At 71.1% G+C, this 22,188-nt stretch carries 22 protein-coding genes; 13 read left to right on the forward strand and 9 right to left on the reverse strand.

Annotation, left to right across the window (positions count from 1 at the left end):
- Window position 1: 1 nt before the first annotated feature.
- The 6 genes from ACEN9J_RS04585 to ACEN9J_RS04610 form a co-directional block, all read right to left on the reverse strand.
- Window positions 2–1,003 carry a BMP family protein gene (locus tag ACEN9J_RS04585; RefSeq protein WP_413763447.1) on the reverse strand — a complete coding sequence of 334 codons (1,002 nt, stop codon included), beginning with the start codon at window positions 1,001–1,003 and terminating at the stop codon, window positions 2–4.
- 127 nt (window positions 1,004–1,130) lie between these two features.
- Window positions 1,131–1,760 carry a uracil phosphoribosyltransferase gene (gene upp, locus ACEN9J_RS04590; protein WP_057594816.1) on the reverse strand — a complete coding sequence of 210 codons (630 nt, stop codon included), beginning with the start codon at window positions 1,758–1,760 and terminating at the stop codon, window positions 1,131–1,133.
- Window positions 1,761–1,817: 57 nt separating this feature from the next.
- A complete protein-coding gene (locus ACEN9J_RS04595) occupies window positions 1,818–3,227 on the reverse strand; it encodes a URC4/urg3 family protein (RefSeq protein WP_261205608.1) in 1,410 nt (469 codons plus the stop codon).
- Window positions 3,224–4,576, reverse strand: coding sequence for a GTP cyclohydrolase II (locus ACEN9J_RS04600; protein WP_413763448.1), 1,353 nt, complete (start codon window positions 4,574–4,576; stop codon window positions 3,224–3,226). Before ACEN9J_RS04600 ends, ACEN9J_RS04595 begins: the two co-directional genes overlap by 4 nt.
- Window positions 4,577–4,696: 120 nt before the next feature.
- Window positions 4,697–5,179, reverse strand: a complete 483-nt coding sequence (locus ACEN9J_RS04605) for a DUF6152 family protein (RefSeq protein ID WP_413763449.1) — start codon at window positions 5,177–5,179, stop codon at window positions 4,697–4,699.
- A 43-nt stretch (window positions 5,180–5,222) separates the two neighbouring features.
- Complete coding sequence (locus tag ACEN9J_RS04610) at window positions 5,223–5,654, reverse strand: hypothetical protein (protein WP_261205962.1); 432 nt, start codon at window positions 5,652–5,654, stop codon at window positions 5,223–5,225.
- 171 nt (window positions 5,655–5,825) lie between these two features.
- On the opposite strand from ACEN9J_RS04610, the gene ACEN9J_RS04615 reads away from it, so the two are divergent.
- The 3 genes from ACEN9J_RS04615 to ACEN9J_RS04625 all read left to right on the forward strand — a co-directional run bounded on the left by ACEN9J_RS04615 (window position 5,826) and on the right by ACEN9J_RS04625 (window position 9,530).
- Window positions 5,826–6,404: a sigma-70 family RNA polymerase sigma factor gene (locus ACEN9J_RS04615; RefSeq protein WP_057596229.1), complete on the forward strand. Its 579-nt coding sequence runs from the start codon at window positions 5,826–5,828 to the stop codon at window positions 6,402–6,404.
- Window positions 6,401–7,042: a DUF1109 domain-containing protein gene (locus ACEN9J_RS04620; RefSeq protein ID WP_057596228.1), complete on the forward strand. Its 642-nt coding sequence runs from the start codon at window positions 6,401–6,403 to the stop codon at window positions 7,040–7,042. Before ACEN9J_RS04615 ends, ACEN9J_RS04620 begins: the two co-directional genes overlap by 4 nt.
- 148 nt (window positions 7,043–7,190) lie before the next feature.
- The gene (locus tag ACEN9J_RS04625; RefSeq protein ID WP_413763450.1) at window positions 7,191–9,530 is read left to right on the forward strand and encodes a DUF6351 family protein; all 2,340 of its coding nucleotides are present in this window, start codon (window positions 7,191–7,193) and stop codon (window positions 9,528–9,530) included.
- Window positions 9,531–9,543: 13 nt separating this feature from the next.
- Here the strand turns inward: ACEN9J_RS04625 and ACEN9J_RS04630 are convergent, their stop codons facing one another.
- Entirely contained in the window at window positions 9,544–10,251 is a 708-nt protein-coding gene (locus ACEN9J_RS04630) for a Crp/Fnr family transcriptional regulator (RefSeq protein ID WP_413763451.1), read from the reverse strand.
- A 19-nt stretch (window positions 10,252–10,270) separates the two neighbouring features.
- A complete protein-coding gene (locus ACEN9J_RS04635) occupies window positions 10,271–11,785 on the reverse strand; it encodes a helicase HerA-like domain-containing protein (RefSeq protein ID WP_057596225.1) in 1,515 nt (504 codons plus the stop codon).
- Window positions 11,786–11,887: 102 nt separating this feature from the next.
- Here ACEN9J_RS04635 and ACEN9J_RS04640 point away from each other — a divergent pair, with 102 nt between their 5' ends.
- Genes ACEN9J_RS04640 through fabG form a run of 10 tightly spaced genes read left to right on the forward strand, consistent with a single transcriptional unit; the run spans window position 11,888 to window position 21,481 of the window.
- On the forward strand, window positions 11,888–12,193 hold the full coding sequence (locus ACEN9J_RS04640) for a phosphopantetheine-binding protein (protein ID WP_057596224.1): 306 nt from the start codon (window positions 11,888–11,890) through the stop codon (window positions 12,191–12,193).
- A 5-nt stretch (window positions 12,194–12,198) separates the two neighbouring features.
- Window positions 12,199–12,849 carry a hypothetical protein gene (locus tag ACEN9J_RS04645; RefSeq protein WP_413763452.1) on the forward strand — a complete coding sequence of 217 codons (651 nt, stop codon included), beginning with the start codon at window positions 12,199–12,201 and terminating at the stop codon, window positions 12,847–12,849.
- Window positions 12,850–12,895: 46 nt separating this feature from the next.
- Window positions 12,896–14,614: an AMP-binding protein gene (locus ACEN9J_RS04650; protein WP_413763453.1), complete on the forward strand. Its 1,719-nt coding sequence runs from the start codon at window positions 12,896–12,898 to the stop codon at window positions 14,612–14,614.
- On the forward strand, window positions 14,611–15,648 hold the full coding sequence (locus tag ACEN9J_RS04655; protein ID WP_413763454.1) for an acyl-CoA synthetase: 1,038 nt from the start codon (window positions 14,611–14,613) through the stop codon (window positions 15,646–15,648). Before ACEN9J_RS04650 ends, ACEN9J_RS04655 begins: the two co-directional genes overlap by 4 nt.
- Window positions 15,605–16,255 carry a LolA-related protein gene (locus ACEN9J_RS04660; protein ID WP_413763455.1) on the forward strand — a complete coding sequence of 217 codons (651 nt, stop codon included), beginning with the start codon at window positions 15,605–15,607 and terminating at the stop codon, window positions 16,253–16,255. Before ACEN9J_RS04655 ends, ACEN9J_RS04660 begins: the two co-directional genes overlap by 44 nt.
- A complete protein-coding gene (locus ACEN9J_RS04665) occupies window positions 16,252–18,681 on the forward strand; it encodes an MMPL family transporter (RefSeq protein ID WP_413763456.1) in 2,430 nt (809 codons plus the stop codon). Before ACEN9J_RS04660 ends, ACEN9J_RS04665 begins: the two co-directional genes overlap by 4 nt.
- A gap of 16 nt (window positions 18,682–18,697) precedes the next feature.
- The gene (locus ACEN9J_RS04670; RefSeq protein ID WP_413763457.1) at window positions 18,698–19,519 is read left to right on the forward strand and encodes a polysaccharide deacetylase family protein; all 822 of its coding nucleotides are present in this window, start codon (window positions 18,698–18,700) and stop codon (window positions 19,517–19,519) included.
- The gene (locus ACEN9J_RS04675; RefSeq protein ID WP_261205623.1) at window positions 19,516–20,280 is read left to right on the forward strand and encodes a class I SAM-dependent methyltransferase; all 765 of its coding nucleotides are present in this window, start codon (window positions 19,516–19,518) and stop codon (window positions 20,278–20,280) included. Before ACEN9J_RS04670 ends, ACEN9J_RS04675 begins: the two co-directional genes overlap by 4 nt.
- Window positions 20,277–20,753: a hydroxymyristoyl-ACP dehydratase gene (locus tag ACEN9J_RS04680; RefSeq protein ID WP_296733483.1), complete on the forward strand. Its 477-nt coding sequence runs from the start codon at window positions 20,277–20,279 to the stop codon at window positions 20,751–20,753. The genes ACEN9J_RS04675 and ACEN9J_RS04680 overlap by 4 nt, the downstream gene beginning before the upstream one ends.
- The gene (gene fabG / locus ACEN9J_RS04685; RefSeq protein ID WP_413763458.1) at window positions 20,750–21,481 is read left to right on the forward strand and encodes a 3-oxoacyl-ACP reductase FabG; all 732 of its coding nucleotides are present in this window, start codon (window positions 20,750–20,752) and stop codon (window positions 21,479–21,481) included. The genes ACEN9J_RS04680 and fabG overlap by 4 nt, the downstream gene beginning before the upstream one ends.
- On the opposite strand, the gene ACEN9J_RS04690 is transcribed toward fabG, so the two are convergent.
- On the reverse strand, window positions 21,478–22,170 hold the full coding sequence (locus ACEN9J_RS04690) for a hypothetical protein (protein ID WP_057596214.1): 693 nt from the start codon (window positions 22,168–22,170) through the stop codon (window positions 21,478–21,480). The two genes, fabG and ACEN9J_RS04690, sit on opposite strands and share 4 nt — an antisense overlap.
- Window positions 22,171–22,188: the final 18 nt, after the last annotated feature.

Below are 22,188 nucleotides of genomic sequence, written 5' to 3' on the forward strand. Positions count from 1 at the left end.
CTCACTTCGCGGTGGACTTGGGTTGGCCGTCGTCCACCTTCACGGTGAACTTGCCGGCGAGGATGTCGGCCTGTTTGGCCCTGACCTTGGCGACGATCTCGGCCGGCACCTTCTTCTCGAAGGTGCCCAGCGGCGCGAGCTCGGAGCCCTTGTACTTCATCTGCGAATAGATGCCGTAGTCCTCGGCGGCGAACTTGCCTTCCTTCACCAGCTTGATCGCGCGGTCGGCCGAGGGCTCGAAGTTCCACAGCGCCGAGGCGACCACGGTGTCGGGGTACTGGGCCTGGGTGTCGATCACGTTGCCGATCGCGAGCTTGCCCTTTTCCTTGGCCGCGTCCGAGACGCCGAAGCGCTCGGCGTACATGATGTCGGCGCCCTTGTCGATCATCGCGAAGGCCGCTTCCTTGGCCTTGGGCGGGTCGAACCAGCTGTTGATGAAGCTCACGCTGAACTCGACCTTGGGATTGGTCTCCTTGGCGCCGGCCATGAAGGCGTTCATCAGGCGGTTGACCTCGGGGATCGGGAAGCCGCCGACCATGCCGATGCGGTTGCTCTTGGTCATGCCGCCGGCGACCATGCCGCTGAGGTAGGCCGGTTCCTGGATGTAGTTGTCGAACACGCTGAAGTTGGGCGCCTGCGGCTTGAGCGAGGAGCCCATCAGGAAGGCGACCTTCGGGAAGTCCTTGGCGACCTTGCGCGCCGCGGCCTCGACGCCGAACACCTCGCCGAGGATCAGCTGGTTGCCGCCGGTGGCGTATTCGCGCATCACGCGCTCGTAGTCGGCGTTGCTGACGTTCTCGGTGGCCTTGTACTCGATCTCGCCGCGCGCCTCGGCGGCCTTCAGCGCCTTGTGGATGCGGCCCACCCATTGCTGCTCGAAGGGGACGGTGTAGACCGCCGCCACCTTGAGCTTGGCCTGCGCGAACGCGAGGCCGGGAAGGCCGGCCGCGAGGGCCGCGGCGATGGCGATGGAACGAACGATCAGGGGGCGGCGTGCTGTCACGGTGCTTCTCCTCGGGTGATGGATCTGGTGGAACTGGTGCGGGCTCGGATCGTCGCACCGCGCCCTGCGCGGGGCGGTGGACCGATGCTGCGAAGCAGGAACCGGGCCGCTTCTCTTCTTGTCGCGTTTACTTGGTGCCGAAGATCCGGTCGCCGGCGTCGCCGAGGCCAGGGAGGATGTACCCGTGGTCGTTCAGTTCGCGGTCGATCGCTGCGGTGTAGATCGGCACGTCGGGGTGCGCCTTTTGCATCGTTGCCACGCCCTCGGGGCAGGTCAGCAGGCAGACGAACTTGATCGACTTGGGATTGAGCTCCTTGAGCCGCTCGACCGCCGCCACCGCCGAGTTGCCGGTGGCCAGCATCGGGTCGACCACGATCACGTCGCGGTTCTCCATTTCGCCGGGCATCTTGAAGTAGTACTCGACCGCGGTCAGCGTCTTCGGGTCGCGGTACAGGCCGATGTGGCCGACGCGCGCGCCGGGCACCACGGTGAGCATGCCGTCCAGGATGCCGGTGCCCGCGCGCAGGATCGACACCAGCACCAGCTTCTTGCCGTCGATGACCTTGGCCTGCATGGTCTCGAGCGGCGTCTCGACCTCGACGTCCTGCATCGGCATGTCGCGCGTGACCTCGTAGGCCATGAGCATGCTGATCTCGTTGAGGAGCCGGCGGAAGCTGTTGGTGGACGCGTCCTTGCGGCGCATCAGCGTGAGCTTGTGCTGGACGAGGGGATGGTCGAGGAGGTGGACGTTGCTCATTGGAATTCTTCGATTCGTTCTGCTTGGCGAAACCCGGAAGTCTAAGAGACTGGCGAACTAGAACACGGTGCCGTCGCTCTCGATCTGCAGCGGTGGCGCACCGTCACGCAAGCGCTGTGCCAGTGCCCGGCCCGCGGCCCAGGTGCCGCCCTCGAGCACGCAGGCCAGCGGCAGCTGCTCCTCGGTGCGGCCGAGCACCTTGCGCACGCGCGGCGCCAGTTCGTCGAGCAGGGCCACGGTGAGCGCGCGCCACTCGACGATGAACTCGTCGCCGGCCTTCCAGCGCCGTTCGAGCAGCGCCGCGTCCTTGGGCACGATCACGCCGCTGTCGATCAGCAGGCCGCCGTTGCGGTATTCGGGCAGCGCGGTCAGGGCCTCGAGGTGGCGCACCTTCACGCCGGCCCACTCGAAGGGCTCGAGCAGCGAATAGGTCAGCCACTGCGAGAGCTTGTGGAAGGGCATCCAGCCGTTGGTGAGGCCCGGGCCCGGCACCGCGCTGTGGCGCCAGCAGTCGCCGAGCGCCAGCGCGGGATCGCCCGAGCCGATGCCGCCGGGGTTGTCGCTGCCGTCGGCCGCGATGCTGTCGACCGCATTGGCCGAGGGCCAGATGCGCGACAGCGAGTCGAGCAGCAGCGACAGGATCGCGTGCGCGCCGATCTCGGCGGTGGGCGGCGCGGCCGGGCCGAAGGGGCCGACCAGCGCGTCGAACAGGTTGCCGGGCCGGCCGTCCTCGCCGAACACCTCGGGCTGCTCGGCCAGCGCCTCGCCGAGCCGGCGCAGCAGCGTGGCGCGGCCCGCGAGGCCGACCAGCGGATTGACCTCGCTGACCTGGAAGGCGGCGCCGAGCCGGTCGGTGACCAGGCCGCGCAGCCCGGCGGCATCGGCCTGCAGCGGGCGCTCGGGGTCGGAGGAGAACAGGCCGCTGGTGAAGGCGTGGAAGCTCGCCACGCCCAGGCCCTCGGAGCGCGTGAAGCGCTCGCCGCTGGCCGGTTCGGTGTAGTGCCAGTCGGGGCCGGCGCCGGCATCGAGCAGCACGCTGACCAGCACCAGGTCGATGTGGGCGCGCGCGCGCTGCCGCGCATCGGCCTCGCCGAGCAGCTCGTCGAGCTGGGCCCGGCGGTCGACGCCGCCGGCCTCGAAGTGGCGCCAGCGGCTGTGATAGGGGATGGTGTCCCAGGGATAGCGCTCGCGCGTGACCTCGGCCACGGTGCGCGCGGCGTCCTCGAGCGCGTTGTCGTCGCCGATGCGGAACCAGCGCGATTCGCCGTGGCGTGCGCGCGCCAGCAGGCCGGCGGCGCGGCGGCGCACTTCGGCGGTGCTGCGCAGCAGGCGCGCGGCGCCCGCGGGATGGCCGGCATCGACCGCGAACTCGGTCGCGGGATCGACCCGGCCCTCGTCGCCGGGCCGCAGGCTGCCCGAGCCGTCGACGGGAAGGTGGTCGCGAAAATCGTTGTTGCTGCTCGTCATTCGTTCAGTCCCCGGCCCTTGGCCTTCTTGAGTTCCTCCGCGTCCGGCACCGGTCCCGGCGTGAAATAGCCGGCGGCCATCTTGGCGTCCATCTCGACGCGCGCGTCGGCGGGGATCAGTTCGTCGGGAATGTTCACGCGTTCGCCGATCTCGATGCCCGAGCCGACGATGGCGTCGAACTTCATGTTGCTCATCGACACCAGCCGATGGATCTTTCGGATGCCCAGCCAGTGGAAGACGTCGGGCATCAGCTCCTGGAAGCGCATGTCCTGCACGCCGGCCACGCATTCGGTGCGCGCGAAGTACTGGTCGGCGGTGTCGCCGCCGACCTGGCGCTTGCGCGCGTTGTAGACCAGGAACTTGGTGACCTCGCCGAGCGCGCGGCCCTCTTTGCGCGAGTAGGCGATGAGGCCGACGCCGCCGCGCTGCGCGCCCTGGATGCATTCCTCGATGGCGTGCGTGAGATAGGGCCGGCAGGTGCAGATGTCGGAGCCGAACACGTCGGAGCCGTTGCACTCGTCGTGGATGCGCGCCGTGAGCTCGACCTCGGGATTGGCGAGGTCGCGCGGGTTGCCGAAGATGTAGAGCGTCTGCCCGCCGATCGGCGGCAGGAACACCTCGAGGTCGGAGCGCGTGACCAGCTCGGGGTACATGCCGCCGGTTTCCTCGAACAGCACGCGGCGAAGGTCGGTTTCGGAACAGCCGAAGCGCCGCGCCACCTCGGGCAGGTACCAGACCGGCTCGATCGCGGCCTTGGTCACCATCGCGGCGCCGCCGGCCGTGAGGAAGTGGCCGTCGGCCTTGAGCCGGCCCTTCTGCAGCGCCTCGATCACCTCGGGCAGGATCACGTGCGCCTTGGTGATGGCGATGGTCGGGCGGATGTCGTAGCCGGCCGCGAGCTCGCTCCTGAAGGCATCGGCCACCAGCGCGCCCCAGGGGTCGAGCGAGACGATGCGCCCGGGTTCGCTCCACTGCGGATAGGGGCCGATGATGTCGGTGGGCGCGGTGTTCGTGAGGTCGGCCTTGTGCTCGCGCTTGAGCGCGCCCGCGGCCACCGCGAGGGCGCGGTACACGCTGTACGAGCCGCTGTGCGTGCCGATGACGTTGCGGTGCGCGCGCTTGGTGGTGGTGCCGACGATCGGCCCGCGCTCGGTGGCGGTGGCCGCGCCCCAGCGGATCGGCAGCGCGCCGAAGCCGCCGCTGTGCGAGGTCAGCGGTTTGTGGCCGGTGGGGGGGGGGACGAGGGTCTGGCCGGGGTGCGGGGCGGCCGTGGGTGCCGGTGGCACCGGCGCGGCGGGGGGAACGGGGGAGGCGGAGGACGAAGGGATCGCAGTGCTGTCGACGGACATGAATGGCCCTCAAAAAATGCAATGTACCGATCGACCGCATGGCTTGCAAGCCGGGGAACGACGGACAACGCCGCGTGCGTGGCGCGGCCGAGGGCGCGAGACGGATCGCGGCGAAGAAGCTCAGGCCGGCGAGGAGCGCAGCCCGTAGACCTTGCCGTCGACGAACAGGTACTCGGCGCGCAGCACCGCATCGCCTTTCTCGCCGGTGAAGGTGAAGCCCAGCACGCCGAGTTGCGTGCCGGTCTTGATCTCCTCCACGCCCCAGGCCGACAGCCGCGTGAGCGGCGCGAGCTCGACCAGCCACTTGCGGTCGCGCCGCGTCGGCAGCCGGGCCTTGGCGAGCAGCGAGGGCCCGTCGACCGAGGCGCTCTGCTTCGGCAGTGCGCGCTGCTTCAGGTCGGCCGGCAGCACGGGTTTCTCGGGCAGTTCGAGTTCGAGCTCGCCGTGCGGGTTGCGCCACATCACGCGGGTGGCGCGGCCCTCGAGGTAGAGCGGGCGCTCCTGGTCGAAACTGCTCCAGCCATGGTGCGCGCGCGCCGGTAGCGCGAGGCCCAGGCCGAGGCCCAGCGAACTGGCGACGAAGGTGCGTCTTGGCAGCGGCATGGCGGTCTCCTCGGAGGATGGGTGGGAGCGGGCCGGGGCCGGCTCAGGCATAGGCGATCCAGCGCCCGCAGATGATGACAGCGAGCCAGAAGGCCAGCGACAACAGGCACTGCAGCCGTCCGGTCTTTGCGGCGGGCCCGTCGAGCAGGGCGGAGCCGCCGCGCGCATGGAACAGCGCCGCGTTCGCGCCGGCCAGCGCGATCAGCAGCAGCTTGAGGCGGAAGGCCGGATTGGCGAGCAGCTCTCCGGGCTGGCCCGCGAACATGGCCAGGCCGGTGGCGGCGCACAGGCCGAAGCCCGCCAGCGCGGGCCCCAGCGTGAGGCGCGCGAGCCGGGCCGCGGGCAGGTCGCGGCCCAGGCCCAGCGCGCGCAGCTCGAACACCAGCAGGCCGCCGAACAGCATCGCGATGCCGACGATGTGCACCGCCTCCAGCGCCGGGTAGGCCCAGGGATGCGAGACGAGTCCTTTGAACACCGGGGCGATGCCGGACGACATGAGCACTCCTCGAGGGGTTGGCGGGGCAGCTTAGTGCAGCGGGCGGTGTCTCGGGATCAAGGCCCGGCACCGCGCGGGCCCTTGCGGCCGCATGGTGGCGTGGTGGCATCCGGCGGAACTTTTTCGGCGCGGCTGTAACCTGCCGGTGCGATGGCACGAAACAACGAAGGCAGCAGGATGCATGCGAGCGACGCCGAGGCGGTGCTGCGCGGTCTCTTCCTTCGCGGCCTCGACGGCGACGCGAAGGCGTACCGCGACTTCCTGCAGCGACTCAGCGCGCACCTGCGCGCTTTCCTGGGCCGGCGGTTGTTCGGCTGGCCCGATGATGTGGAAGACCTCGTTCAGGAATGCCTGCTCGCCATGCACAACCAGCGCCATACCTACCAGAGCGACCAGCCGCTGACGGCCTGGGTGCATGCGATCGCGCGCTACAAGATGATCGACCTGCTGCGCGCCAAGTCCTCGCGCGAGGTGCTGCAGGATCCGCTGGACGACGAGCAGGGCCTGTTCGCCGCCTCCGAGATCGAGGCCAGCGACGCGCGCCGCGACCTCGGCGGCCTGCTCCAGACCCTGCCCGAGCGCCAGCGCCTGCCGATCGTGCACGTGAAGATCGAGGGCCTGTCGGTGGCCGAGACCGCGAGCCTCACCGGCATGTCCGAGTCGGCGGTCAAGGTGGGCATCCACCGCGGGCTCAAGGCGCTGGCGGCGCGTTTCGGAGGCGCGGCGTGAAGACCGACGACCTCGTCGCGCTGCTGGCTGCCGGCCCGGTGGCCGCGCCGCGCCGCGCGGCGAGCCGGCGGCTCTGGCTGGCCCTGGCCGTCGGCGTGCCGCTGTCGCTCGCGATCATGTTCGTCGGCTACGGGCCGCGGCGCGACCTGCTGGCGGTGCTGTTCTGGCCGATGTTCTGGGTCAAGCTGCTGTTCCCGCTGGCGATCGCGGGCGCGGCCTTCGTGATGGCGCAGCGGCTCGCGCGCCCGGGCGTGCCGGTGCGCCGGGCCTGGATCGGTGCCGCTCTGCCGGTGCTGGCGATCTGGATGCTGGCCGTGGTGGCCTGGATCGATGCCCCCCAGGAGGCGCGCATGCCCTCGCTGATGGGGCAGACGTGGCGCGTCTGCACGGCCAGCATCGCCCTGATGGCGCTGCCGGTCTTCGCGGGCGCGATGGCCGCGCTGCGCAGCCTCGCGCCGACCCGGCCCGCGCTCGCAGGCGCGGCGGCCGGCGCGCTGGCCGGCGGCGTGGGCGCGGCCGTCTATGCGCTGCATTGCCCCGAGCTCACCGCGCCGTTCATCGCGGTCTGGTACGTGAGCGGGATCGCGGTGCCGGTGCTGGTGGGTGCCTTGCTGGGGCCGCGGCTGCTGCGCTGGTAGGGACCGGCTCGGGCAGCGCCTGCGAGCGCTCGTACGCCTCACTGGGACAAACCCTGCACGGCGGCGAAATGTCGTTCGCTGAACAGTTCGAAAAGAGCGAAAGGATTGCAATCGCGTCGCGTTTTTCCTCACAACAAAGGAGACATCGATGCGAGACATCCTCAGAGCGGGACTGCGGGTCCTGGGCCTGTGCGTGGTCGTCACCCTCGCGAGCTGCGGCGGCAGCGGGGGCGGCGGCGTGGCGTTGCCGATCCTTCCTCCGACCAGTCCGCCGCCCACCTCGCCGCCAGTGACGGGCGAGCTCGAGATACGCACGCTGTCGAACCGCGCCGACATGCTCAGCGACGGCGACGCCTACGTGGAGATCGTGCTGCCCAAGGGCGCCGATGCGCTCGACCTGGCGGTCGACCTCGACGGGCGCGACCTTGGCGCGGCCTTCGCGCTGCGCCCCAACGGCCGCGTGCTGGGCACGGTGTCGGGCTTGCGCGAAGGCCGCAACCTGCTCACGGCCACCTTGAAGACGGCGAAGAAGGGCGCGCGGCTCGCGCTCACGAACTTCGGCCGCGCCGGCAACATCTTCGCGGGCGTGCCGATCCAGCCCTGGGTGTGCGCCACCAGGGCGCCGAGCGCGGCACTGGTGAATCCCGCGGGCACGGGGTTGTCGGCCACGGTCATCACGCAGGTCAGCGGCCTCGACGCCGATCCGGTCGATGCCGACTGCAACGCGCCCACCCGGTTCACCCACTACTACCAGCCCAAGGCGAAGCAGGGCACCGACTGCGGCTACGCGCCGGTCGGCGCCAACCCCTGCTTCGTCGAATACGACCCGGCGAAGCGGCCCGCCGATGCCGAGATCGCCGATTTCACCAACGACCGCGGCGACACGGTGAAGAGCCTGCTGCGGGTGGAGCTCGGCACCATGGGCCGCAGCATGTACCAGGTGGCGGTGTTCTTCGATCCGGCCAGGCCGTGGACCCCCTGGGCGCCGCAGAAGGGCTGGAACGGCAAGGTGCTGTGGAAGATGGGCGCCTCGGCCTCGGGCAACCGCTTCCAGCAGAACCCGGGCCTCGCGATCTTCGACGACAACGCGCTGCGCGCGGGCTACATGACGGTCAACTCGCAGCTCACCAACCACAACGACAACAACAACGAGTTCCTCGCGACCGAGAACATCATGATGGTGAAGGAACACGTGATCGACACCTACGGCGAGATCCGCTTCACCATGGCCGACGGCGGCTCGGGCGGCTCGATGATGCAGACGGTGCCGGCCTCGGTGATGCCGGGCCTGCTCGACGGGCTGCAGACCGGGGTGAGCTATCCCGACGCGGTCACGACCTGGATCGAGACGCGCGACTGCGGCATCCTCTGGCGCTACTACATGACCGCCGCGGGCACGGGCCTGACGCCCGCGCAGCGCGCCGCGATCGAGGGCCATCCGAGCGCCGACCACTGCACCACCTGGGTCTATTCCTTCCTCGCGCCGCAGAACCCGGTGCTGGCCGCCAATTGCGGCCCGGGCTTCCCCGACGCGGTGGTCTACGACCCGGCGCTGCGGCCCACCGGCGTGCGCTGCTCGATCCACGACGTGATGACGCCGGTCCTCGGCACGGTGGTCGACGTCGACCGCAACGTGAAGCCGAACCTGCCGTACGACAACGCGGGCGTGCAGTACGGGCTCAAGGCGCTGCGCGCCGGCGCCATCACGCCCGAGCAGTTCGTGGCGCTCAATGAGGGCGTGGGCAGCTGGGATGCCGACATGGTGTGGTCGGGCGACCGCGTCGCGGTGCCGGCGCCGCGCGCCCGCGCGCTGCCCTCTTCGATGAGCGCGCTCTACCGCAGCGGCCTGGTGAGCGTCGGGCGCAACCTCGCGCAGGTGCCGATCATCGACCTGCGGCCGCAGCTCGGCGTGGACATCCACATGACCTGGCGCACCTGGCAGCAGCGCGCGCGGCTCGACGCGGCCAACGGCCAGCACGACAACCACGTGGTGCGCGCCAGTGGCGCCTACACCGGGCCCGCGATGTTCCGCCAGACCTTCCTGATGATGGACCGCTGGCTCAGCGCGATCGAGCGCGACAAGTCGGGCGACACGAAGGAGCGCAAGGTGGTGAAGAACAAGCCCGCCGACGCGGTCGACTTCTGCATCGCGGGCGCGGGCAACACCGAGGCCGAACTGGTGGACGTGGGCTTCGAGAGCGCCGCCTGCCCGGTCAAGCCCTACGAGTCGGTGCGCATCGTCTCGGGCGGGCCGCTGTCGGAGGACGTGTTCAAGTGCCAGCTCAAGCCGCTGGACTTCGCCTCGGCGGACTATGCCGGCGCCGTCTTCACGGGCGCCCAGCAGAACCGGTTGAAGGCCGTGTTCACCGATGGCGTGTGCGACTGGCGCAAGCCGGGCGTGGGCCAGGTGCCGTGGACGCCGACCAGCTTCCGCGGCGGCCCGGGCGGGCAGGACCTGCCGGCCGCGCCGGTGTCGACGCCGCTCTGAGGACGCGGGCGTCTCAGGCGGGCTGGTTGGCCGGATAGCGCGACAGCCGCTGCCGGTCGAGCACGTTGATGCAGCCGTAGCCGGTCTTGATGAGCTGCGCGGCCTCGAGCTCGTGCAGCGCCACGTTCACGCGTTGGCGCGACACGCCGACCATCCAGCCGATCTCCTCCTGGCTGATCTGCAGGGTGGCACCGGTGTTGGGATAGAGCACCGGGTGGAACAGGCTCGCGATGCCGCGCGCGACGCGGCCCGTGGGCTCGAGCAGGCGGTCGAACTTGACCGTGGCGATGAACTGGCTGAGCCGCTCGTTCAGGTGCGACAGCATGAAGTGGTTGAACGGCACGCTCCTGTCGAGCAGCCAGGTGAAGGTGTCGCGCGGCAGGTGCAGGGTGACGGTGGGGCGGGTGGCGGCGATCTCGTACTTGCGCTGCTCGACCTTCAGCAGCGAGCCCTCGCCGATCCAGCCGCCCGCGGCCACGCCCGTGAACATCACGGGCTTGCCGTCGGCCGAGGTGTCCTGCACGCGCAGGAAGCCCTCGATCACGCCGATCCAGCTGTCGGCGATCTCGTTGCGCTGGCAGACGAACTCGCCCTGGCCGTGCTCGCGCGTGTAGAGCGCCTTGTAGGCGGTCTCGCGCTCGCATTGCGTGAGCACGCGCGGCCAGATGCAGCGCTCCCAGAACGCCGCGATGTCCCTGGCCGGTGTCTTGCCCGAGGACATGGGTGCGTTGCCGCCCGGTTCAGCGCTTCTTCGAGCCGAAGATGCCGCCGAGCACGCCGCGCAGGATCTCCTTGCCGACCGAGGTGCCCATGGTGCGCACCGCCGACTTGGCCATGGTCTGCACCAGGCCGTCGTGCTTGGCGCCGCGCGGGCCGGTGTGGCCGAACAGCAGGTCGTTGAGCATGCCGCCGGCGCCCGAACCCTCTTCGGCCGGCTTGCCGGGCGCCGTCTTGCCCGCCGCGGGGGCATCGGGCGCGGTCTCGGCGCGGCCCTTGAGCTTCTCGTAGGCCGATTCGCGGTCGACCGCCTTCTCGTAGACGCCCGCCACCAGCGAGTTGGCCAAGAGCGCCTGGCGCTGCGCGGCCGTGATCGGGCCGATCTGGCTGCCGGGCGGCAGCACGTAGACGCGCTCGGTCACGCTCGGGCGGCCCTTGTCGTCGAGGAAGCTCACGAGCGCCTCGCCGACCGCGAGCTCGGTGATGGCCTTCTCGATGTCGAGGCCGGGCTTCTGCCGCATCGTGGTGGCGGTGGCCTTCACCGCCTTCTGGTCGCGCGGCGTGAAGGCACGCAGCGCATGCTGCACGCGGTTGCCGAGTTGGGCCAGCACCGAATCGGGAATGTCGAGCGGGTTCTGGGTCACGAAATAGACGCCCACGCCCTTGGAGCGCACCAGCCGCACCACGAGCTCGATGCGCTCGACCAGCGCCTTGGGCGCCTCGTTGAACAGCAGGTGGGCCTCGTCGAAGAAGAAGGCCAGCTTGGGCTGGTCGGGGTCGCCGATCTCGGGCAACTGCTCGAACAGCTCCGACAGCATCCACAGCAGGAAGGTGGCATAGAGGCGCGGCGAATTCATGAGCTTGTCGGCCGCGAGGATGTTGACCACGCCCTTGCCGCCCACGGTCTGCATGAAGTCGGCGATGTTGAGCATCGGCTCGCCGAAGAACCTGTCGCCGCCCTGGGTCTCGATCTGCAGCAGGCCGCGCTGGATCGCGCCCACGCTGGCGGCGCTGATGTTGCCGTACTGGGTGGTGAACTGGCTCGCGTTCTCGCCCACGTACTGCAGCATGGCGCGCAGGTCCTTGAGGTCGAGCAGCAGCAGGCCGTTGTCGTCGGCGATCTTGAACACCAGGTTCAGCACGCCGGCCTGGGTTTCGTTGAGGTCGAGCATGCGCCCCAGCAGCAGCGGCCCCATGTCGGAGATGGTGGCGCGCACCGGGTGGCCCTGCTCGCCGAACACGTCCCACAGCGTGACGGGGCAGCCCAGCGGCTCGGGCAACTCGATGCCGCGCTCCTTGAGGGTGGCGGCCATCTTCTCGCCGATGGCGCCTTGCTGGCTGATGCCGGTCAGGTCGCCCTTGACGTCGGCCATGAACACCGGCACGCCGATGGCCGACAGCTTTTCGGCCATGGTCTGCAGCGTGACCGTCTTGCCGGTGCCGGTGGCGCCGGTGATGAGGCCGTGGCGGTTGGCGAGGGCCGGGAGGAGGGTGCATTCCACGCTGTCGTGGCGGGCGATCAGAAGAGGGTCGGCCATGGACGGTTCCGGGTCGTGTCGGGGCGGCCAGTCTAATCAAGCTGCCCTCCTATAATCCACGGCCCACGCGCCCCCGCGGCAAAAAGTTTCTGGAGGTTTTTCTTGTCTTCGACTGCTCAGCCCCCCATTCCCGCCGATGGCGATGCCGAACAGTCGCCGATCGAGCAGGAACTGGCCGTGCTGCTGGTGAACGCCCTCAATCTCGAGGTGGCACCGGCCGACATCGTCCCGACCGAGCCGCTGTACGGCGAAGGCCTCGGCCTCGACTCGATCGACATCCTGGAGGTCGCGCTCGAAGTCTCGCGCCGCTACGGCTTCCAGCTGCGTTCGGACGACGAACGCAACCAGCAGATCTTCCAGTCGTTGCGCACGCTCGCGGCCCACGTCGCCCAGAACCGCGCGGCCTGAATCCCATGTCACGTTGGCGCCTGGCGCTCCTGCTGCTGGTGGGGGTGGCCTATGCCGGTGCTTCCCACTGGATGATGCTGTTCCACGCCACCGAGCCGTGGGCGGTGGTCGTGCTGCTCGGGCCGCTGTGGCTCGCCGCCATGGGCTTCGCCGCCAGCCGCTTCGGCCGCTGGGGCTTCGCCGCGGTGGTCGCGCTGGGCCTGGCCGGCTTCGCGCTGGTGCTCAGCGGCGAAGCGGGCGACACCAACCGGCTCTACGTGTTCCAGCACGTGGCCATCAATGCCTTGCTGTGCGGCTGGTTCGGCTCCACGCTGCGCGGCGACAGCGTGCCGCTGATCACCCAGTTCGCGCAGCGCGTGCATCCGTTGCGCGGCGCGATGCGGGCCTACACGACGCAGCTCACGCGCATCTGGACCGCTTATTTCGCGCTGGTGGTGCTCTCGTCGATCGTGGTCTACCTCACGCTGTCGTTCTCGGCCTGGTCGCTGCTGGCCAACGTGCTGACGCCCGCCAGCGTGGCGCTGCTGTTCGTCGGCGAACACCTGCTGCGCTACCGGCTGCACCCCGAGTTCGAGCGCACCCGCATGGTCGATGCGGTGCGCGCCTTCTACGGCAACTCGTCGGCCGACAGCGGCGCCGGCGGCCGCCCGCGCTGAGCCCCGCCGGCCCGGCGGACCGACACGAAAGAGGAAAAGGCACCGCGTGACACCGAATCCTGGCCTGCTGCCGCTGCTCGCCGAGCGCGATCCCGATGCGCCGCTCGCCTGGCGCGCCGGCGTGCCGCTGAGCACGCGCCGCTTCCTGGCCGACGTGGCCCGCCTCGCGCCGCAGCTGCCGGCCCACGGCGCCGCGGTCAATCTCTGCTCCGACCGCTACGACTTCATCGTCGGCATGGCCGCGGCCCTGGTGCGCGGCCATGCCAGCCTGCTGCCGCCCGACGCGCGCGCCGACACCCTGTCGCGGCTGCGCGAATCGCATGGCGAGGGGCTGTTCGCGCTGGTCGACGACCCGGCGCTGCAGACGCCCGGCATGACGCGGCTGGTGATCGAGAAAAGCGCCGGCCCGGCGCCCGCCGAGGCGGGCGACCCGGCCGCCGTGCCGATGATCGACGCCGAACGCCACGCGGCCAGCCTGCTGACCTCGGGCTCCACCGGCGCGCCCCAGCCGCATGCCAAGACCTGGCGCACGCTCACGGGCGACGTGGCGGTGGCGGTGGAGCGCCTGTGCCGCGTGCTCGATCTTCCTTCGCTCGCGGGCCTGACGCTGGTTGCCACGGTGCCGGTGCAGCACAGCTACGGGCTCGAATCCTCGGTGCTGCTGGCCATGCTCGGCGGCGCCGCCTTCGACAGCGGCAGGCCCTTCTTCCCGGCCGACGTGGCGCAGGCGCTGGCCTCGGTGCCGCGGCCGCGCGCGCTGGTGACCACGCCGTTCCACCTCAAGACGCTGCTGCTGTCGGGCATCGCGCTGCCCGAGGTCGACCTGATCCTCTCGGCCACCGCGCCGCTGTCGCCGCAGCTGGCCGCCCAGGCCGAACAGGCGCTGCACGGCGTGCTGCTCGAGATCTACGGCAGCACCGAATCGGGCCAGGTCGCGATGCGCCGCACCACCGAGACCGAGGTCTGGGAGACTTTCGGCCAGATCCGCGTGCATGCCGAGCCGGGCGGCGAGGACGGCAACGAGCGCTTCATCTTCAGCGGCGACTTCCTGCCCGAGCCGACGCCGATGGCCGACGTGCTCGAGCTGCTCGACGAACGCCGCTTCCGGCTGTTCGGCCGCGCCAACGACCTGATCCACGTGGCCGGCCGGCGCAGTTCGCTGGCCCACCTCAACTACCACCTCAACAGCATTCCCGGCGTGGACGACGGCGCCTTCTGGCTGCCCGACGAGGTGGCCGACGGCGTGGTGCGGCCGATCGCCTTCGTGGTGGCGCCCGAGCTCACGGCGGCGGCCATCGTCGGCGCGCTGCGGCAACGGCTGGAGCCGGTCTTCGTGCCGCGGCGCGTGGTGCACGTGAAGAGTTTTCCGCGCGAGGGCACGGGCAAGCTCACGGTGCGCGCGCTGCGCGAGTTCGCGCTGGCGCAACTGGCCGAGGACGGCACGCCGGTGCGGCTCGTGCACACGGTGCCGGTCGACCATCCCGCGTTCGCGGGCCACTTTCCGGGCCAGCCGCTGCTGCCCGGCGCGCTGGTGCTGGCCGAGGTGCAGGAGGCGATCCGCCGCGTGCCGGCGCTGCTGGCCCGGCTCGGCCCCAACCCCACGCTGGCCGCGGCCAAGTTCCTGGCGCCGGTGCGCCCGGGTGCGGTGCTGGCGATCGAGCTGAACCCCGAGGCCGCCGGTGGCGGTGTGCGCTTCGACGTGCGCTGCGACGGCGTGGTGGCCGTCACCGGCCGCTGGACCCCCGTGGCAGAGTCGCCGCGATGAAGCACACCGAGGCCGAGACCCGCGCGGTGAACGCCGCCGCCCGGACCGCGCCCCCCGCGGGCGGCGCCACCGCCGACGCGGCCGACTGGACGCGCGCCCCCGAGCGCAGCAACATGCTCGCGCTGCGCTTCATCTGCTTCATGGCGATCTTCTTCGGCCGCCGCATCACGCGGCTCCTGCTGCCGCCGATCGCACTCTATTTCCTGCTGTTCGCGCCCACGCCGCGGCGCCACATCAAGCGCTACCTGTTCCGCGCCATCGGCCCGCAGGCCGGCTGGGTCGACGGCTTCAAGCTGCTGCATGCCTTCGCCTCGACCGTGCTCGACCGGGTGTATTTCCTGCGCGGGCGCATGGACCTGTTCGACTTCCGCATGGACGGCCAGGTCGAGCTCGAGACAGCGGCGCTCGAGGGGCGCGGCGCCTTCCTGCTCGGCGCGCACGTGGGCAGCTTCGAGGCCATGGGTGCCTGCAAGCGCCAGCAGCCCGACCAGGCGCGCATGCGCCTCGCGATGCTGATGTACCCGGACAACGCGCAGCGCATCACCGCCATCCTCAACGCGATCAGCCTGCCCGAGGCGCGGCCGCACGTGATCGCGCTGGGCCGGCCGCACTCGATGCTCGCGCTGCGCGACTGGCTCGACGGCGGCGGCATGGGCGGCATGCTGGCCGACCGCACGCTGCCCGGCAGCGAGGAACAGCCCGCGCAGCAGCGCGGCAACAACATCGTGCTGCCGTTTCTGGGCCGGCCCGCCAGCTTCAACGACGGGCCGTTCCGGCTCGCGGCGCTGCTGCGGCGGCCGGTGTTCTTCATGGCCGGGGTCTACCGCGGCGGTGCGCGCTACGATGTCCGCTTCGAACGCCTGGCCGACTTCGGCCAGCGCCCGGCCGATGCCGCCGAGCGCGAACGGCTGATCCGCGCCGCGGTCGAAGCCTATGTGGCGCGCCTGGAGGCGCTGTGCCGCGCCTACCCCTACAACTGGTTCAATTTCCATGATTTCTGGCTCGAAGATGCAGATGCGCCCGCGGCGGCTTGAACGGTTCTTCCAGGCCCTGCTGCTCGTGCTGGCCTTCGGCGCCGCACCGGCCTGGGCCTTCGACCTCAACGAATTGATGGGCCTGTTGGCCAGGCAGAAGAGCGGCGAGGCCCGCTTCACCGAGCAGCGCTTCGTGCACGGCCTCGAAGGCCCGCTCGATGCGCGCGGCACCTTGAGCTTCGACGCGCCCGACAAGCTGGTGCGCCGCACGCTGTCGCCGCGCGTCGAGACCATGGCGGTCGAGGGCAACACGCTGACCCTGTCGCGCGGCGGCCGCAACCGCACGCTGGCGCTCGACAGCATGCCCGAGCTGCTGGGCCTGGTCGAAGCCATGCGCGGCACGCTCAGCGGCGACGGCACCACGCTGCAGCGCTATTTCCGCAGCACCGTGACCGGCTCGGCCAATCAATGGGCGCTCGACCTGACGCCGATCGACAGCCGGCTCGCGGCCCAGGTGCGCAGCATGCGCATCAGCGGGCGCGCGAGCGACGTGCTCGGGCTCGAGATGGAGTTCGTCGGCGGCGACCGCTCGGTGATGAACATCGTGCCCGACCGTCCCGCGGCCCGGCCCGCACCGGCCGCGCCGGCCGGGCGTACCACGCCGTGAGCGCGACCGCGCCGCAGGGGCCGCCGAGCTGGCAGCGCCGCGCGGTCGTGCTGCTGGTCTGGGTGGCGCTGCTGCTGGCCGGCGTGCTCGAGATCTCGCGCACCCAGTTCAACGCCGACCTGTCGGCCTTCCTGCCCAAGAGCCCGGATGCGCGCCAGCGCGTGCTGATCGAGCAGCTGCAAAGCGGCGTGGCCTCGCGCACCCTGATGCTGGGCCTCGAGGGCGGCACGCCCGAGGCGCGGGCGCAGGTGTCGCGCGCGATGGCGAAGGACATGCGCGAGAGCCAGCTGTTCGACCTGATCCAGAACGGCGACACCGGCGACTGGACCGAGGCCGGCACCTGGGTGTTCCAGCACCGCTACCAGCTCTCGCCGGGCGTGGCGCCCGAGCGCTTCACGGTCGAGGGCTTGCGCGACGCGATCAACGAGACGCTGTCGATGCTCGGCACGCCGGCCGGCAACGTGATCAAGCCCTTCCTCGACCGCGACCCCACGGGCGAGACCACGCGCATCGCCGAGGAACTGGTGCCGGCCAGCGCGCCGCGCAGCGAAGGCGGCGTGTGGATGTCGCGCACCGCGCCGCGCGCGCTGATGATCCTGACCACGCGCGCCGCCGGCAGCGACCTCGACGCGCAGGCGGTGGCGATCGCGCGCGTGCACGCGGCCCACGAGGCGGCCACGCGCGACCTGGGCGAGGCCAGGCCGCAACTGCTGCTGACCGGCCCGCCGGTGTTCTCGGTGCTCAGCCGCGACAAGATCAAGACCGAGGCGATCCATCTCGCGATCGTCGGCGGCATCGTCATGGGCGGGCTGCTGCTGCTGGCCTTCGCCTCGCCGCGCGCGCTGGTGATCGCCTTCCTGCCGGTGGCCACCGGCGTGGTGATCGGCACCGCGGCGGTCAGCTGGGTCTTCGGCTCGGTGCACGGGCTCACGCTGGGCTTCGGCAGCACGCTGATCGGCGAGACCGTCGACTACGCCATCTACTACCTGATCCAGGCGCGCGGCGCCGCCGTGCCCGGCACCGGCTGGCAGCGCTGGCGCACGGTGCACTGGCCCACGGTGCGCATCGGGCTGCTGACCTCGGTCTGCGGCTTCGCGGCGCTGGTGTTCTCGGGCTTTCCGGGCCTGGCCCAGCTCGGCGTGTTCTCGATCGCGGGCCTGGTCGCGGCCGCCGTTGCCACCCGCTACGCGCTGCCGATGCTCGCGCCCGACGGTGCCACCGGCATGGGCATGCGGCGCCAGATGGCGAGCTTCGCGGGCCTGCTGGTGCGCAACCTGCCGCGCCTGCGCTGGCCGCTGGCGGCGCTGGGCGTGGCCGCGGCGGCGCTGGTGCTGTGGCAGGGCGGCCACCTGTGGCGCGCCGACCTCAGCGCGATGAGCCCGGTGCCGCGCGCGCAGCAGCAGCTCGACGAGATGCTGCGCAACGACATCGGCACCAGCGACGGCGGCATCATCGTGATGGCCAACGGCGTCGACGCCCAGGCGGCGTTGCGCAACAACGAGGCCGCGAGCGCGAAGCTCGGCGCGCTGGTCGACCGCGGCGAGCTCGGCGGCTTCGAGACCGTGACGCGCGTGCTGCCGAGCATCGCGGCCCAGCAGGCGCGCCTGGCGAGCCTGCCCGATGCCGACACGCTGCGCACCCGCCTGGCCGAGGCCACGCAGGGCCTGCCGTTGCCGGCCAGCCGGCTCGCGCCCTTCGTGGCCGATGTCGAGGCCGCGCGCCAGCTCAAGCCGGTGCAGCTCGACGAACTGCGCGAAGGCCCGCTGCGCGCGGTGGTCAGCTCGCTGATGTACGAGCGCCCGGGCGGCGGCTGGTCGACGCTGATCGCGCTGCACCCGGGACCGAAGTTCGAGCAGGCGAAGCTCGAGGCCGCGCTCGCCGGCGTGCCCGAGGTGCAGGTGGTCGACGTGGGCCGCGAGCTCGGCGGCCTCTACCAGCGCTACCTGCACGAGGCCTTCGTGCAGGTGCTGCTGGGCGCGCTGGCGGTGGTCGTGCTGCTGGGCATCTACCTGCGCTCGGGCCGGCGCCTGCTGGCGGTGTGCCAGCCGCTGCTGTTCGCCGTGATGCTCACGCTCGGCGGCATGGCCGTGCTGCAGGCGGCGCTCGGCATCCTGCACCTGGTGGGGCTGCTGCTGATCGTGGCGGTGGGCTCGAACTACGCGCTGTTCTTCGACCAGCTGCGCACCACGGGCCGGGCCGACGAGGACACGCTGGCCTCTCTGATGCTCGCCAACCTGACGACCGTGGTCTCCTTCGGCCTGATCGCGATCTCCGACATTCCCGCGCTGTCCTCGATCGGCCGCGTGGTGGCGCCGGGCGCGCTGCTGGCGCTGCTGCTGTCGGCCGCCTTCGCGCGCCGCGTGGCACCACCCGCGACACCACCCGTGGGCGAGGCGGGGTCTTCGGGCGACGGCGCGCGCGGCTGACGCACAATCCCGCGCCATGTCGACCGCACCCGCCGCCCCCGAATCCTGGCCCTGGCCGCCCGCCATCCGCGCCAGCGCGGCCTGGCACGCGGCCGCCGTCGGCGCGGGCGTGCTGGTGCCGGGCGCCTGGCCCTGGGCCCTCGGCGCGATCGTGCTCAACCATGCGCTGATCACCGCGGCCGGCCTCACGCCGCGCAGCCGGCTGCTGGGCCCCAACGTCACGCGGCTGCCCGCGGCCGCCATCGCGCGCCGCGAGGTGGCGATCACCATCGACGACGGCCCCGAGCCCGCGGTGACGCCGCGCGTGCTCGACCTGCTCGATGCCCATGGCCAGCGCGCCACCTTCTTCTGCATCGCCGAGCGCGTGCAGGCCCAGCCGGCGCTGGCGCGCGAGATCGTGGCGCGCGGCCACAGCATCCAGAACCACACGGCGCGGCACCGGCACAACTTTTCCTTCCTCGGCCCGCGCGGCTTCGCCAGCGAGATCGCGCGGGCGCAGCAGATCCTGGGCGAGGTGACGGGCCAGCGCCCGAGCTGCTTTCGCGCGCCGGCCGGGCTGCGCAACCCCTTCCTGGAGCCGGTGCTGCACCGGCTCGGCCTGTCGCTCGTGAGCTGGACCCGCCGCGGCTTCGATACCCGCGAGGGCGATGCGCAGCGCGTGCTGGCGCGCCTTACGCGCGGCCTGGCGGCCGGCGACATCCTGCTGCTGCACGACGGCAATGCCGCGCGCACCGCCCGTGGAGAACCCGTATTGCTGGAGGTACTGCCCTTGCTGCTCGAACGCCTGCGCGCCGATGGACTGCGCGCCGTGACCCTGCCCGAGGGGCTTCGGGAATGAGCACCGTGCTCTCGACCGACGGCGCCTGGCGCGAGCTGCACGAGGCCGCCACCGATCCCTACAGGAAGGGCGGCAGCTTCGCCTGGCATTTCGCGCGCGGCAAGCTCGGGCGCGATCCGGTCTTCCGCGGCCTGCTCGAACGCGGGCTGATCGATGCGCGGCATCGCCGCGTGGTCGACATCGGCTGTGGCCAGGGCCTGTTCGCGAGCCTGCTGGCCTCGATGAGCCGCATGCAGCAGCAGGGCCGCTGGCCCGCGGGCTGGGGCGCCACGCCGAGTGCCGCCGAATACACCGGCATCGAGCTGATGCCCAAGGACGTGGCGCGCGCCGAGGCCTCGATCGGCCATCTCGAGCCCGCGCCGCGGCTGCTCTGCGCCGACATGTGCGCGGCCGATCTGCCCGATTGCGACCTGGTCGTGATCCTCGACGTGCTGCACTACGTGGACCATGCCGCGCAGGAAGGCGTGCTGCGACGCGTGCGCGACGCCTTGCAGCGCGGCGGCAGTCCCCGGGCGCGGCTGCTGCTGCGCGTGGGCGATGCCTCGAGCCGCCGCGGCTTCGCGATCAGCCAGTGGGTCGACCGCACCGTGACGCGGGTGCGCGGCCACAAGGTGTCGCCGACCTGGGGCCGTCCGCTGGCCGAATGGATGGCGCTGCTCGAGCGGCTGGGCTTCGGCGTGCGGAGCATCCCGATGAGCGAAGGCACGCCGTTCGCCAACGTGCTGCTGGTGGCCGATCTGGTGCCGGAGCTCGCGCGATGAGCTTCGTGCCGCAGACGCTCGAGCGCGACGGCATCGCGCAGCGCATTCCGCACCGCGGCAGCATGTGCCTGCTCGAACGGCTCGAGGGCTGGGATGCGGAGACGATCCGCTGCAGCACCACCACCCACCGCCAGGCCGACAACCCGTTGCGCACGGCCAGCGGGCTGCTGGCGCCGAATGCCATCGAGTACGCCGCGCAGGCGATGGCGCTGCATGGCGGGCTGCTGGCGAGCGAAGGCGCCACGCCCTCGGCCGGCTTCCTCGCGAGCACGCGCGGCGTGCGCACGACGGTGGCGCGGCTCGACGAGATCGAGGGGCGCCTGCAGGTCGAGGCGCGGCGGCTGTCGGGCGACGCCCGGCAGGTGATGTACGAGTTCTGGCTCAGGGACGGCGAAGGCCGTGCGCTGGCCGATGGCCGCGCGGTGGTGGTGCTGAACACGCCGCTGGCCCTGGACACCCCGAAGGAATCATGAGCCTCCAAGGAAAACGCGCCCTGATCACGGGCGCCAGCGGCGCGCTCGGTGCCGCCATGGCCGAGCGCTTCGCGCGCGACGGCGCGACCGTGCTGCTGCATGCGAACTCGCGGCCCGAAGCGGTCGAGCAGCTGGCCGCGAAGATCGCCGCGGCCGGCGGCAAGGCCGAATGCCATGTCTTCGACCTGCGCAGCGACGAGGCCTGCGCCGCTGCCTGCGCGCGCATGCTCGAGCCGGGGCCGGTGCAGGTGATCGTCAACAACGCGGGCGTGCACGACGACGCGGTGCTGCCGGGCATGCGCGCCGAGCAGTGGCACAAGGTGATCGACATCTCGCTCAACGGCTTCTTCCGCGTGACCCAGCCGCTCTTGCTGCCGATGATGCGCACCCGCTGGGGGCGTGTGCTCAACATCTCGTCGGTGGCGGCGCTGGTGGGCAACAAGGGCCAGGTGAACTACGCCGCGGCCAAGGGCGCGCTCAACAGCGCGACCAAGGCGCTGTCGCTCGAGGTGGCCTCGCGCGGCGTGACGGTGAATGCGATCGCGCCCGGGATCATCGCCTCGCCGATGGCCGACGCGGTGTTCGACCCGGCGGTGATCCAGCAGATGGTGCCAGCCAAGCGCGCCGGCAAACCCGAGGAGGTGGCGGCGCTGGCAGCCTTCCTCGCGAGCGACGAAGCCGGCTACATCACCGGGCAGGTGATTTCCGTGAACGGCGGGATGATCTAGAGCGGCAGCGTGTCGAAGGCCGCGTACGCGGTCGCGAGCCAGGACTTCACGCGCTGCCTTTCGAGCAGGCCCAGGGCGTGCGGGCCTTCGCGGTCGTTCACGGCCTTCCAGAAGCTGGTGCTCTGCGCATCGATCTTGCGCATGCTGGCTTCGTGCAGCCGCGGCAGCGCGATCACGCGCGCGCCGTTGGCGGTGGCCTTGGACATCGACTGCGAGCCGAGCAGGGTGCCGAAGTCGCTGCCGCGGCCGTAGTTTTGCACCACGATGTAGTTGGGCCGGTTGCCGAAGGTATCGACCAGCGTGCCGAGCAGGTCGGAGGAGTCCTTGCCGTCGTCGAGCACGTGCCAGAAATTGACGGTCACGCCGATCTCGGCGAAGACGTCGAACAGGTCGGATTCCTTGATCCAGCGCGCCAGCGGTGCCAGCGTCTGTGCCGCGAGGTCGACGATCACGCTCTGCTGCGGGTGGGTCTCGAAGCCGTTGACCACCGTGTCGAGCCCTTCGAAGCTGTCGACCACCACGGGCGAGGCGAAGCCTTCGTAGAAGCGGGTGAACGAGCTGTGCGAACGGTCGGTGTCGAAGCCCGTGAAGGAGCGGCTGTGGTCGATGAAGTACTGGGCCAGGACCCGTGCCGTGACCGACTTGCCGACCCCGCCTTTTTCGCCGCCGATGAAATTGATGGAGCTCATGGTGTCGCTGGTAGATGT

The organism is Variovorax sp. Varisp41 (assembly GCF_047325085.1).
Classification (GTDB): domain Bacteria; phylum Pseudomonadota; class Gammaproteobacteria; order Burkholderiales; family Burkholderiaceae_C; genus Variovorax.

Bases quoted from the DNA above. Each gene is read 5' to 3' on its own strand.
- upp (WP_057594816.1), bottom strand. From the start codon at position 1,760: ATGAGCAACGTCCACCTCCTCGACCATCCCCTCGTCCAGCACAAGCTC.
- ACEN9J_RS04600 (WP_413763448.1), bottom strand. From the start codon at position 4,576: ATGTCCGTCGACAGCACTGCGATCCCTTCGTCCTCCGCCTCCCCCGTT.
- ACEN9J_RS04625 (WP_413763450.1), top strand. From the start codon at position 7,191: ATGCGAGACATCCTCAGAGCGGGACTGCGGGTCCTGGGCCTGTGCGTG.
- ACEN9J_RS04670 (WP_413763457.1), top strand. From the start codon at position 18,698: ATGTCGACCGCACCCGCCGCCCCCGAATCCTGGCCCTGGCCGCCCGCC.
- ACEN9J_RS04630 (WP_413763451.1), bottom strand. From the start codon at position 10,251: ATGTCCTCGGGCAAGACACCGGCCAGGGACATCGCGGCGTTCTGGGAG.
- ACEN9J_RS04660 (WP_413763455.1), top strand. From the start codon at position 15,605: ATGATTTCTGGCTCGAAGATGCAGATGCGCCCGCGGCGGCTTGAACGG.
- ACEN9J_RS04680 (WP_296733483.1), top strand. From the start codon at position 20,277: ATGAGCTTCGTGCCGCAGACGCTCGAGCGCGACGGCATCGCGCAGCGC.
- ACEN9J_RS04615 (WP_057596229.1), top strand. From the start codon at position 5,826: ATGGCACGAAACAACGAAGGCAGCAGGATGCATGCGAGCGACGCCGAG.
- ACEN9J_RS04605 (WP_413763449.1), bottom strand. From the start codon at position 5,179: ATGCCGCTGCCAAGACGCACCTTCGTCGCCAGTTCGCTGGGCCTCGGC.
- ACEN9J_RS04675 (WP_261205623.1), top strand. From the start codon at position 19,516: ATGAGCACCGTGCTCTCGACCGACGGCGCCTGGCGCGAGCTGCACGAG.
- ACEN9J_RS04690 (WP_057596214.1), bottom strand. From the start codon at position 22,170: ATGAGCTCCATCAATTTCATCGGCGGCGAAAAAGGCGGGGTCGGCAAG.
- fabG (WP_413763458.1), top strand. From the start codon at position 20,750: ATGAGCCTCCAAGGAAAACGCGCCCTGATCACGGGCGCCAGCGGCGCG.
- ACEN9J_RS04635 (WP_057596225.1), bottom strand. From the start codon at position 11,785: ATGGCCGACCCTCTTCTGATCGCCCGCCACGACAGCGTGGAATGCACC.
- ACEN9J_RS04595 (WP_261205608.1), bottom strand. From the start codon at position 3,227: ATGACGAGCAGCAACAACGATTTTCGCGACCACCTTCCCGTCGACGGC.
- ACEN9J_RS04645 (WP_413763452.1), top strand. From the start codon at position 12,199: ATGTCACGTTGGCGCCTGGCGCTCCTGCTGCTGGTGGGGGTGGCCTAT.
- ACEN9J_RS04655 (WP_413763454.1), top strand. From the start codon at position 14,611: ATGAAGCACACCGAGGCCGAGACCCGCGCGGTGAACGCCGCCGCCCGG.